We start from the raw sequence: 11,711 nt of genomic DNA, 5'->3' as shown, positions 1-11,711 counted from the left end.
ATGTCCAAGCACACCCTCTCCGTTCTGGTGGAGAACAAGCCCGGTGTCCTCTCCCGGATCACCGCCCTCTTCTCCCGCCGGAACTTCAACATCGACTCCCTCGCCGTCGGGACCACCGAACACCCCGAGGTGTCCCGGATCACGATCGTGGTCAGCGTCGAGGACCTGCCGCTGGAGCAGGTGACCAAGCAGCTCAACAAGCTGGTCAACGTCCTGAAGATCGTCGAGCTCGACCCGACCGCCGCCGTCGCCCGCGAGCTGGTGCTGGTGAAGGTCAGGGCCGACAACGAGACCAGGAGCCAGATCGTGGAGATCGTCCGCCTCTTCCGCGCCAAGACCGTGGACGTGGCGCCGGAGGCCGTCACCATCGAGGCCACTGGCAGCAGCGACAAGCTGGAGGCGATGCTGCGCATGTTGGAGCCGTTCGGCATCAAGGAACTGGTGCAGTCCGGAGCCATCGCCATCGGACGCGGTTCCCGGTCCATCACCGACCGGTCGCTGCGCGCCCTGGAGCGCTCCGCCTGACCCTGGCGCGCGCCCCTCGTCACGCCCACGCGCCCCCTCCGGCCACGCCCGGCCGGCGGCGGCCGATGTCATACGGTGGTCCCCTCACGGTGGGACCACCGGCGAAAACAAGGAGAAAACCGAAGTGGCCGAGCTGTTCTACGACGACGACGCCGACCTGTCCATCATCCAGGGCCGCAAGGTCGCGGTCCTCGGTTACGGCAGCCAGGGCCACGCCCACGCGCTGTCCCTGCGCGACTCGGGCGTCGACGTCCGGGTCGGCCTGCACGAGGGCTCCAAGTCCCGCGCCAAGGCGGAGGAGCAGGGCCTGCGCGTCGTCACCCCGGCCGAGGCCGCGGCGGAGGCGGACGTGGTGATGGTCCTCGTTCCCGACCCCATCCAGGCCAAGGTCTACGAGGAGTCCGTGCGCGAGCACCTGAAGGAGGGCGACGCGCTCTTCTTCGGCCACGGCTTCAACATCAGGTTCGAGTTCATCAAGCCCGCCGCCGGCGTCGACGTCTGCATGGTCGCCCCCAAGGGCCCGGGCCACCTGGTGCGCCGCCAGTACGAGGAGGGGCGCGGCGTGCCCTGTATCGCGGCGGTCGAGCAGGACGCCTCGGGGAACGCGTTCGCGCTGGCCCTCTCCTACGCCAAGGCGATCGGCGGCACCCGCGCCGGCGTGATCAAGACGACCTTCACCGAGGAGACCGAGACCGACCTCTTCGGCGAGCAGGCCGTGCTCTGCGGCGGCACCTCGGCGCTGGTCAAGGCCGGCTTCGAGACCCTGGTGGAGGCCGGCTACCAGCCGGAGATCGCCTACTTCGAGTGCCTCCACGAGCTGAAGCTGATCGTGGACCTCATGTACGAGGGCGGCCTGGAGAAGATGCGCTGGTCCATCTCCGAGACCGCCGAGTGGGGCGACTACGTCTCGGGGCCGCGCCTGATCAACGCCGACACCAAGGCCGAGATGAAGCGCATCCTCGGCGAGATCCAGGACGGCAGCTTCGCCAGGAACTGGATGGCCGAGTACAGCGCCGGCCTGCCGCGCTACAACGAGTACAAGAAGTCCGACGGCGACCACCTGCTGGAGACCACGGGCCGCGAGCTGCGCAAGCTCATGAGCTGGGTGGACGAGGAAGCCTGACCGACGGGCGGATCTCCGTGAGGGCCACGGGAGTTCGCTCGTCCGAGCGGTGGGTCCGGCGGGCGACCGCCGGGCCCACACGGCGCCGATACACTGCCAGACACAAGCGCGTCACAGGCTCACAGCGTCGTGCGTCTCCACGCGGCTGCCCGCCCCACCTCTCCTCCACCCCGTCGACGGCCGTCGGGACGCGGCCTTCCGCAAAGGACCAGTGAGACCCAGTGAGCAAGCCCGTCGTACTCATCGCCGAAGAGCTTTCCCCCGCCACGGTTGACGCCTTGGGACCGGACTTCGAGATCCGGCACTGCGACGGCGCCAACCGCGCCGAACTGCTGGGCGCCATCGCCGAGGTGGACGCCATCCTGATCCGCAGCGCCACCAAGGTCGACGCCGAGGCCATCGCCGCCGCCGGACGGCTGCGGGTCGTCGCCCGCGCCGGTGTGGGGCTGGACAACGTCGACGTCGCCGCCGCCACCAAGGCCGGCGTCATGGTCGTCAACGCGCCGACCTCCAACATCATCACCGCCGCCGAGCTCGCCTGCGGCCTGCTGATCGCCACCGCGCGCAACATCCCGCAGGCCAGCGCCGCGTTGAAGAACGGCGAGTGGAAGCGCAGCAAGTACACCGGCGTCGAGCTGTCCGAGAAGACCCTCGGCGTCGTCGGGCTGGGCCGGATCGGGCTGCTGGTGGCCCAGCGGATGGCGGCCTTCGGCATGAAGATCGTCGCCTACGACCCCTATGTGCAGGCCGCGCGCGCCGCCCAGCTGGGCGTCAAGCTGCTCACCCTGGACGAGCTGCTGGAGACCGCCGACTTCATCACCGTCCACCTGCCGAAGACCCCGGAGACCCTGGGGCTCATCGGCGACGAGGCGCTGCACAAGGTCAAGCCCACCGTGCGCATCGTCAACGCGGCCAGGGGCGGCATCGTCGACGAGGCCGCGCTGCACAGCGCCCTCAAGGAGGGCCGGGTCGCCGGCGCCGGCCTCGACGTCTACGCGTCCGAGCCGTGCACCGACTCGCCGCTCTTCGAGTTCGACCAGGTCGTGGGCACCCCGCACCTGGGCGCCTCGACCGGCGAGGCGCAGGAGAAGGCCGGCGTCTCCGTCGCCCGCTCCGTGCGCCTGGCGCTCGCCGGCGAGCTGGTCCCCGACGCGGTCAACGTCCAGGGCGGCGTGATCGCCGAGGACGTCCGCCCCGGGCTGCCGCTCGCCGAGAACCTCGGCCGGATCTTCACCGCGCTGGCCGGCGAGGTCGCCCAGCGGCTCGACGTCGAGGTGCGCGGCGAGATCACCCAGCACGACGTCAAGGTGCTCGAACTCTCCGCGCTCAAGGGCGTCTTCGAGGACGTCGTCGCCGAGACGGTCTCCTATGTCAACGCGCCGCTCTTCGCCCAGGAGCGCGGTGTCGAGGTGCGGCTGACCACCAGCTCCGAGTCGCCCGACCACCGGAACCTGATCACGGTCCGCGGCACCCTCACCGACGGCCAGGTCATCTCGGTCTCCGGCACCCTGGCCGGCCCCAAGCACCAGCAGAAGATCGTCGGCATCGGCGAACACACCGTGGACCTCGCGGTCGCCGACCACATGGCGTTCCTGCGCTACGGCGACCGGCCAGGCGTCGTCGGCGCCCTCGGCCGCATCCTGGGCGAGGCCGAGATCAACATCGCGGGGATGCAGGTCGCCCGCGCCGAGGAGGGCGGTGAGGCGCTGATCGTCCTCACCGTGGACGGCACCATCCCGTCCGGCGTGCTCAGCGAGGTCGCCGAGGAGATCGGCGCCACCTCCGCCCGGGGCGTCGACCTCAACGACTGACGGCGCGCGGCGCGCCCACCCCGCACCCGCACTCCGCCGCCCGGCACGGACCACAACCCGCGCCGGGCGGCGGACCCGTTCCACGGCCCCCGCGCCTACCCGTTCGGGAGGATCACCGCGCGGCCGTTGACCTTGCCCTCGTGCAGCCGCTCGTAGGCGACCGGCGCCTCGTCGAGGGAGTAGGTCTCCACCCTGACCTCGACCGCGCCCGCCCGCGCCAGCTCCAGCACCTCGGCCAGCTCGCTCCTGCTGCCCCAGTAGGGCGCGGCGACCGCCACGTCGAACGCGGTGGTGTTGATCCCCACCGGCACCGCGCCGCCGCCGAGGCCGACGATCGCCACATCCGCCTCCACGGCGGCGACCGAGCCGGCCAGGGCCGTCGTCGGCTCCGCGCCCACGAAGTCGAAGACGCCCTCGGCGCCCAGCCCGCCGGTCAGCTCCCGCACCCGCTCGGCCGCCCGCTCGTCGGAGAGCACCACCTCGTGTGCCCCGACGTCGCGGGCCAGCGCCAGCTTCTCCTCGGCGACGTCCAACGCCACCACCCGCGCCGGGGTCAGCGCCCGCAGCAGCTGGATCGCCACGTGTCCGAGCCCGCCGGCGCCGATCACCACGGCGGTGCTGCCGGGCACCAGCTTCGGCAGCGCGCGGCGGATCGCGTGGTACGGGGTCAGCCCGGCGTCCGTCAGCGGCACCGTGGTCACCGGGTCGAGACCGTGCAACGGCTGGAGGAACCTGGCGTCGTTCACCAGCAGATACTCCGCCATCGCGCCGGGCGCCCCCAACCCCGGCGGGAAAATGCCCAGTTCGGCGGCGCGCAGGCAGTAGTTCTCCCGGCCCCGCGCGCACTTGGCGCAGCGGCCACAGCCCTGCGGCCCGTAGACCGCGACGCTGTCGCCCTCCTCGATCCCGCGCACGCCGTCGCCGAGCGCCACCACGGTCCCGGCGCCCTCGTGGCCGAGCGTCAGCGGCAGCGGGTAGGGGAAGCTCTCCGCCGGCCAGCTCATCAGCGCGATGTCCGAGTGGCAGACCCCGGCCGCCGCGACCCGCAGCAGGACCTGCCCGGGACCCGGCTCCGGGTCGGGCAGCGTCACCACCTCGGGCGCGGCTCCGATCTCCCGGTACTGCACGGCCTTCATGTCCCGACCTCCTCGCGGTGCTCGTCCCGGACCAACCGTGGACACATCCTGGCTCCACGCTAGGACGAATAGCTCAAGGCGACAGAAGTTGTCGGTTTCCGTATCATTCGCCAGCCCTACGGGATCGGTGAGCGCCCGGATCGGCACGCACACGGGACCGGCGCCGCCCCGGGGGAGGGGCGACGCCGGTCGGTGGGGAAGGTGCGATCGGTCGGGGGTCAGTTGCCTCCGGCCAGTTCGTAGGCCATGTCCGGGGAGAACGAACCCGCGGGGCCGGCGCAGCCGTCCAGCTCGCCCGGGAGCTTGACCCACAGGTAGGCGTCGACGCGCGCGTTGCCGGTGTTCGCCGTCGGGTTCTCACCGACCAGCCGCCCGGGCGGGTCGCACCACTCCTCGCCGTCCGGACCGTTGCCGTTGCGGCTGGTGTCGATGACGGCGGTCAGCTCGGGGTCGCCCAACTCGTTGAGCACGCCCTCGACGAACGCGTTCTCCTCGCCGGTCACCCGGTAGTTGGAGACGTTGCTGTAGATGCCGTCGCCGCTGTTCAGGATGCCGGCCTCGCGCAGCGTCCCGGCGATGGTCGCCGGGTCGTGCCAGTTGGAGTGGCCCGCGTCGAAGTAGACCCTGGCCTGGGGGTTGGCGGCGTGGATGCGGTCCGCCGCCCCGGCCAGCGACGAGAAGCGTTCGGCGCGCTCCCCGTCGTCGAGGCAGGTGGTCAACGCCAGGGAGTCGGGCTCCAGGATCACCAGCACCGGGTCGCTGCCGAGCCCCGCGGCGAAGTTCTCCGCCCAGTCCAGATAGGCGGGGAAGTCGGGCGCGCCACCGGCGGAGGCGCCGCCGCAGTCGCGGTTGGGGATCATGTAGGAGACGAGCACCGGCACCTCGCCCGCGGCCGAGGCCGCCGAGGTGACCGCGCTCGCCTCCTCGGTCACGGTCCCCGGCTCGTAGTTGGCGAACCACACCGCCTGCGGCTGGCTGGCTATCCGCTCGGAGATCAGCGGGGTCCTGGGGTCGTCGGGGTTCTCCTCCACCCAACTGTGCACGTTGGCCGGGTAGTTGTGGAAAACGGTGTCGTCGGGCAGGTCCGCGGCCGTCGCGCCGTGCGCGCCGGAGGCGAGCGTGAGGCCGGCGACCAACCCACTGACGGCGGCCAGGGCGGCCAGCGCGAACGGCGCCCTCCGGCGTCGACCGCGGGTGGGGGTTGTGGGGGACTGCGCCACTTCTGGGGTGCGCATGGATCGTTCCTCTCGGGACGACTGGCGTGGGGTGGGAGCGCTCCCATTGCGTTCGCCCGAACATAGCCGCTCGACGGGCGGGCGTAAACCGCTCGCGCGGGACCTCGTCGAGCCGATGCCGGGTCGATGCCGGGTCGATGTCGGGCCGGGGTGTGGGCCGTCCGCTCGCGGTCAGCCGGCGGTGCCGAGGCCGCGCAGCCAGTCGGTGAGGACGGCGAAGTCCCGTTCACCCAGGCCGCGTAGGGGATCGACGCGGTGCAACAGGGCCGGACCTCCGTGGTGCGCGGCGACCCAGTCGCGGTCCGAGGCGCCGATCTCGTCGTCGACCCAGACGAACGGCCGGCCGGCCGCCGTGGCGACCAGGGTCTCGGTCTTCCAGTGCGGCCCGCCGGGCGTCTCCTCCAGCGGGGAGTCCGGCAGCGCGCAGACCGGGAGCCGGGGGAGGCCGACCAACGGGGCGATCACCTCGTTGGCGTGCGCCATCCAGCCGGTCGCCCACATCAGGGCGCACTCCAGGCCGAGCAGGCGCGGGCCGTGGGCGGGATCGACCGTGGCCAGGGCCGGGTTGGAAGGGTGCTGCCAGGCGTCCCACTCGGCGTCGGTGGTCGGCAGCGTGGCGGAGGCGTAGGGGAGCAGGGTTCCGTCGATTTTACCGACCGCAGAAGCTCGTAAAACCGCTCTGAACTGCGACGATTCATAGACTACATGTCCGTGACGGTGGATTGACACCGGTTCTGCAGCTCGTCCGGATGGCCCCATGGGACGGCCCGCCCACCGGGACGGTGGACGGGCCGTGAGGTGTTCCGGTTTCGGTCTCAGGATCGGAGAACTGAGATCAGACCGCCCCTCGGGGGAGCCCCGGAGGCGTGGCGCTGGTAGGCGTGCCACCCACGACGATTTCCCCGATCACCATGCGGTGGACCACCTCGCCGAACTGACGGCATGTCGTAACTTCGCACCGGGTGACGGTGCCAGCGATGGCGTACTCGATCATCGTCAGCACGCCCACGCCCTCTTCACACATGTACCTGTCCAGGTTCAACTCCCTAGGACCAAGCCAGACTTCATCGTCAGGATCAAACTTCCCCTTGAATACCTGGGTGGACAGCACAACGCCTTCGCCCAGCGCATCCTCCTTGACCTCTTCCATGGCTTCCTCCCACACCCTGAGGGCATCGGTGGACATGGCCTTGAGGACCCGCTGGGCCTTGAGCCGTACCTCGATGTCGATGACGCGCCCAGGGGCGGGGAACTGCATACTCAACGCGTAGTCCTTCGTTGGCTTCGGGGACTGGATCATGTTGCCGATCCGGGATCGGCGACGCGGGCTTCCAGGTCGGCGAGGCGTCGGTCTTGAAAGCGGAGGTTGGAGCGGGCGGCCTTGAGCCGCTCGTCGAGGGTGCGGTTGTCGGCAGTGAGCTGGCGGACTCGCTGCTTGAGGGTGGTGTTCTCGGTGGTGATCCGCTGGATAGCCTCTTCGGTCCATTCTGCCTGCAAGTCCCGCATTTCGCCGAGGAGTTCACCGATACGGGTCCGCTGGGTGAGGATCTCGGCGTGAGCGGCCTTGAGGGCGTCCTCCGCGTTGAGTGCGCGTTCGCGCCAGGTCGCCTCACGCTCGTCGTCCTGCTCGGCGAGGGTCCGGGACCGGCGTTCGCCGGCCTCGGCCATGGCTGAGGCGATGGCCGTCCTGGCCTCGGGGTTGTCGTAGAGGAAGGTGCGGGATACGTCTGCGCGGCGGGCGACGGCGGCGACGCTGATCTGGGCTTTCTCACGTCGGAGGCAGGTGATGGCCTCGTGGACTCGCTGGAGGGCGGTCTCGGTCTTGCGACGGCGGGCTGCCAGGGCAGCTGCCGTGCGGGGTTCTGGAACGGTGGCGGTCTTCATGCGATGTCCTGTTTGAGATCGTCGCCGTCTGTTGTGCACGTATCGCTGTACTCGTCCTGCTCCCTGCTGCCCGCGTCGGCGAGATCGGCGGCGCGGAAGGCGGTGGACCACACCCGGTGGAAGTAGTCCTGCGGTTTGCGCAGGTCCAGGGCGAGCGCGTCATCAAGGAGGCCGAGGCCGGCCAGGGCTTTCTCCAGGCCGTCGATGGCACGGGCGGTGGGCTCGAAGTAACGGTGGAGGTAGTCGGCGGTGGCGTCGTCGGGGGCGCCCTCGGCCAGCAGCCGCCACTGTTCCCGCTTGCGCCGCCAGTAAAGAAGGTCGGCGCCGGAGAGGACGAACTTATCGCAGTTGTGGCAGTCGAGGTTCCAGGGACAGGCACCGCCGTCGACGACCGGCTGGAAGGTGCAGAAACCACCCTCGGCCGGGGTACTGCGGCGGGCGAGGTCGACGGCGATAGCGAGGGCCTGCTCCTTCGTGAGCGCCTTGGCTGAGTCCCCTGCGAGGAGCTCCCCAGGAGAGGCCGTGCCGGGGCCGGCGACCCAGACATGCTGGAGCACGTTCTCCAGATCGGTGTTGGAGAGGTGGACGTAGTGCTCGGCCATCCGGTCCGAGACGTGTCCGAGGTAGCGGCGGATGTGGGTGAGGGTGGCGCCTTGACGCAGGAGGCTGGTGGCCAGGGTGTGGCGAGCCTGGTGGGGGACGCAATGGCCGATGTCCATAGCGTCGACCCAGGGACGGAAACGGCTGTAGAACCACGGTCTGCTCAGCGCGATCGTTCCGTCGGTGCTGCGGTAGTTGGTGGGGAACAGCGCGAGTCCGTCGCGTTCCTTGCCCGTGGGGATGTAGCCGTGTTCGTCGGCGAACCGGCTGAGCGTTTTGCGCTGCCGGTCGGCGATGAGGTCGTAGAGGGACTCGGGGATGCGGATGGCCGCGTCGTAGTTGCCTACCTTGGTTTGGTCATGCCAGAGCATCGCGAGCCCGCTGAGCCGACCGATGCAGTTCCAGCGGAGCTCGATGACCTCGCCCAACCGTCGTCCGGTGACCACGACGATCTCCCAGATGTCTCGAGCGCCCTCGTCATCCGGATCGTGGACGCGTGTGAGCTCGGCGAGATTGCGCTCGTCTGCCAGTGCGCGTGCCACCTCGTCAGCAAAGGGGCGCCGACGCTTCGGGTAGGCGGTGGCGCCGGCGTTCGGCAACGCGACGACAAACTCTCTCGCGAGGCCAAGAGCATTGGTCGCACCGTCGTCCATTGCCTTGCGGAGGATCTTACGCGTGTGGTTGAAGACCACCGACCGCGTGCCGGTTGTGACGATGCTCGGCTTCCCATCGGACCGGACCATGGCCAGAGAGGGGAGCCCATGACGCTCGCGATGTCTCTGATCCGCGACGAAGCGATCAGCGTGCTCCTTCGTCAAGACTGCTGGGTCGTGGCCTCCGCCAGGGGCATCGGCTTCAAGGAAAGCGCTCAGTTCAGTCATCGCACGGCGAATTTGGTCGAGTTTGTGAGCGCTAGGACAACGGGGCGAACTCAGGATCTCGGCAAAGTAGTCCCATGCGATTCCCCGTAGCCATCGTTGAGAGATCCCGGTGAGGCTGATATGCCCGAGTCGCTGATCGAGGGTGATGCCGAAGTGTCTGGTCTCGATGAATCCAGCCTCCTTGGTTTCCTCGCGCGTGAAATAGATCAGACGCAACTCGTGAAGGATCTCTTTCGTGATCCCTGTGGCGGTCTTACTCAAAGAGGAAACGTCCAGATCGATGATCGAGGTCGCATCTGTTCCGCGACAGGCATTCACTACCATGCGGAGTGCGATGACATCCCAACGAGCTGGACGCGACCGTTGGGTGTGAGTGAACAGCCCCCACTGGATCTCCTTTTGCGCCAGCGGACGCAGGCCACGCAGGTTCAACTGAGCGGGCAGGGCGACTGCGGTCTCTGCATTACACCATGACTGGAACCGGTTGTGGTCCGTGTAACTGACTGCTGCTTGGTCGTCACGCCACCATCCCTGCGAAATCAATGCGCCGCCGGGGGCACCTGCCCTCCGGTAGGCGTTACCGTGCCGACGACATAGTCCAAGCGGCGACTCTGCCAAAAGAGGACAGACCAGCACCGCGCAAGCCCCGAACCCCGGAGAAGGGTTTTGTTCGGCTACCCACCCATCCAAGTCGAGTGCGGCTTCTTTTCTAGCTCGCGCCCGACTCCACTTCGCGAAGTGCAATTCGCAGAGACGATACTCACCTGGTCGCGCGGGGCGCTCGGGACAGATCAGGCAAGACATATTGCCGTAATGGTCGGTTGACTGGCCCAAAGGTTCAGCAGTGCTGAGGAAAGCAGACCGGCTGACTCCTTGCTTCGCGACGGTGAGCCACTCTTCTCGATGGCTGTGGCAGAAGTCGCCGAGGCCGGTAGCGCGCTCGCAACCACCGACCCGGCAGAACCATCGATAGGTCTGATGTCCCTGTGGGATTTGGATGATGTCGTCGCGGAACAGAGGGTCGAAGGAGGGCGCGTTTATCAGCGCGGTGAGGATCTCCAAACGATCTCTGCCGATCCGCGTGTCGTTCTGGTGCGAGGTCAGCAAGGGCAGCAGGAAGGCGTCCCGGCGCTTCATCGGTTCTCACCCCAGACTGTGCGTAGAGCGGCGTCGAAGACCGGATCGTGGATGTCGACGTGACCGTAGACCTCGTCGACCATCGCGGCCGAGGCCCAGCCACCCGCGTCCCGGGCGATCAGGGTGTTGCCGTCCGCAGCGTCGAGAACAGCCGAGGTAAAGGTGTGCCGGAAGGCATGGGGTTTCACCAGCCCCAGACCAGCGCGCTTCCCTGCCCGTCCGAGCATCCGGCGGGCGCCGACCGGGGCCCACGGCTGGCCGGCATCGGCGCCGTGCAGCTGGACCAGGAGCATGCCGTGCCAAGCGCCGCGCGGGTACTCGGTCGTCATGTACTCGAAGTAGGAGTGCACCATCGCCGGGCTGACTCGCTTGATCAGTCCGCCGGTCACGATCCCGCGCTCGACCTGCCACGGGTGCTTGGTCTTGGCCTCGGCCTGGTTCGGGTTGCCGGGCCGGTGGCAGACGTGCAGGTGCGGGGTGCGGCACTCGCCGCAGGCCGCGTTCCCCCGCAGGTGCAGGTCGACCAGGTGCAGCCCGCACAGTTCGCCGATCCTCAGGCCCCCGTCGGCGAGCCAGTCGACGACCAGCCGATCCCGGGCGGTGTTCACCGTCTCCAGCAGCCTCTCCCTCGCCCCGTCGGGCAGCATCTTCGGGTGCCGGCGGTGCGGCCCCTTCGGCGCCAGCGGGTTCGTGGGCAATGGCGACTTCGCGTGACCGAGGAACGAGCGGCGGCGGTCCACCCGTGAGGGCAGCCGGGAGCTATCGAGCTTCCTGCCGAGCTCGCCGTTGATGCCGAGGGAGGCTTGGTGCAGGTAGAAGCCTTTCAGGCAGGCCGCCGCGGTCGACAGCGCAGAACGGCTGTAGGGGCGCTTGCCGACCCGCCACGGCTCCCCGAGAGGCATGCGGACCTCGGCACCGACGATCCCCATATAACGCTCCAGGTCGCGCAGTTGGACCGTTTCGAAGGTCAGGCACTCGCGCTCCAGCCAGCGCAGATGGTCCACCAGGTAGTACGCGTAGGTCTTCTGCGTACCCGAGCCCTCATGCTCGCGCAGGAACCGGTCCGCCTCCGTGTGGAGCGTGCCCTCGGACCAGACGATCGTCCATGATCTCCGCCCGCCCTTCCGCTCGATCCGCTGGACCCTCAGGTCTCCGATCACGACGTGCCGTACCACTTGTCCTCCGTACCGACTCCGGAACATGACAGACGTCCCGGTCCCGGTCGGTAAACGAGCCCATGACGTCCTCGTCACGGGCCCAGACGGACATCACGGGCGGCACTACCCGCGGTCGGTAAAGTCGACGTCGAGAAAGAGCAGCGGCCGTGCCGGTTCCTCTGTCATGCCCCGCACCGTAGCCCCTGACGGGCGGGAGGGGAC

The 11,711-nt window shown here is 69.0% G+C and carries 10 protein-coding genes; 3 read left to right on the top strand and 7 right to left on the bottom strand.

Annotated elements, in window-relative coordinates:
• From ilvN to serA, 3 genes are all read left to right on the top strand, one after another.
• On the top strand, positions 1-525 hold the full coding sequence (ilvN, locus tag FH715_RS26375) for an acetolactate synthase small subunit (protein WP_139649722.1): 525 nt from the start codon (positions 1-3) through the stop codon (positions 523-525).
• 124 nt (positions 526-649) lie between these two features.
• Positions 650-1,648, top strand: a complete 999-nt coding sequence (ilvC, locus tag FH715_RS26370) for a ketol-acid reductoisomerase (RefSeq protein ID WP_139649720.1) — start codon at positions 650-652, stop codon at positions 1,646-1,648.
• A gap of 221 nt (positions 1,649-1,869) precedes the next feature.
• Entirely contained in the window at positions 1,870-3,459 is a 1,590-nt protein-coding gene (gene serA / locus FH715_RS26365; RefSeq protein WP_139649718.1) for a phosphoglycerate dehydrogenase, read from the top strand.
• Between the two features lie 95 nt (positions 3,460-3,554).
• Here the strand turns inward: serA and FH715_RS26360 are convergent, their stop codons facing one another.
• From FH715_RS26360 to FH715_RS26330, 7 genes are all read right to left on the bottom strand, one after another.
• Positions 3,555-4,595 carry an NAD(P)-dependent alcohol dehydrogenase gene (locus tag FH715_RS26360; protein ID WP_139649716.1) on the bottom strand — a complete coding sequence of 347 codons (1,041 nt, stop codon included), beginning with the start codon at positions 4,593-4,595 and terminating at the stop codon, positions 3,555-3,557.
• Between the two features lie 218 nt (positions 4,596-4,813).
• Entirely contained in the window at positions 4,814-5,830 is a 1,017-nt protein-coding gene (locus FH715_RS26355) for a glycoside hydrolase family 6 protein (protein ID WP_139649714.1), read from the bottom strand.
• Between the two features lie 171 nt (positions 5,831-6,001).
• Entirely contained in the window at positions 6,002-6,478 is a 477-nt protein-coding gene (locus tag FH715_RS26350; protein ID WP_139649767.1) for a hypothetical protein, read from the bottom strand.
• A gap of 187 nt (positions 6,479-6,665) precedes the next feature.
• On the bottom strand, positions 6,666-7,130 hold the full coding sequence (locus FH715_RS26345) for a hypothetical protein (protein ID WP_139649712.1): 465 nt from the start codon (positions 7,128-7,130) through the stop codon (positions 6,666-6,668).
• Positions 7,127-7,714: a DUF6262 family protein gene (locus tag FH715_RS26340; protein WP_139649710.1), complete on the bottom strand. Its 588-nt coding sequence runs from the start codon at positions 7,712-7,714 to the stop codon at positions 7,127-7,129. Before FH715_RS26340 ends, FH715_RS26345 begins: the two co-directional genes overlap by 4 nt.
• Positions 7,711-10,332 carry a tyrosine-type recombinase/integrase gene (locus FH715_RS26335; RefSeq protein ID WP_139649708.1) on the bottom strand — a complete coding sequence of 874 codons (2,622 nt, stop codon included), beginning with the start codon at positions 10,330-10,332 and terminating at the stop codon, positions 7,711-7,713. The genes FH715_RS26340 and FH715_RS26335 overlap by 4 nt, the downstream gene beginning before the upstream one ends.
• Positions 10,329-11,492: a tyrosine-type recombinase/integrase gene (locus FH715_RS26330; RefSeq protein ID WP_211367779.1), complete on the bottom strand. Its 1,164-nt coding sequence runs from the start codon at positions 11,490-11,492 to the stop codon at positions 10,329-10,331. The genes FH715_RS26335 and FH715_RS26330 overlap by 4 nt, the downstream gene beginning before the upstream one ends.
• Between the last annotated feature and the right edge of the window lie 219 nt (positions 11,493-11,711).

The sequence above is a fragment of the Streptomyces sedi genome (assembly GCF_006335015.1).
In the GTDB taxonomy this organism is placed as follows: domain Bacteria; phylum Actinomycetota; class Actinomycetes; order Streptomycetales; family Streptomycetaceae; genus Streptomyces; species Streptomyces sedi.
Note: the sequence above shows the minus strand (reverse complement) of the source record. Positions and strands in the feature narration are given on the sequence as shown.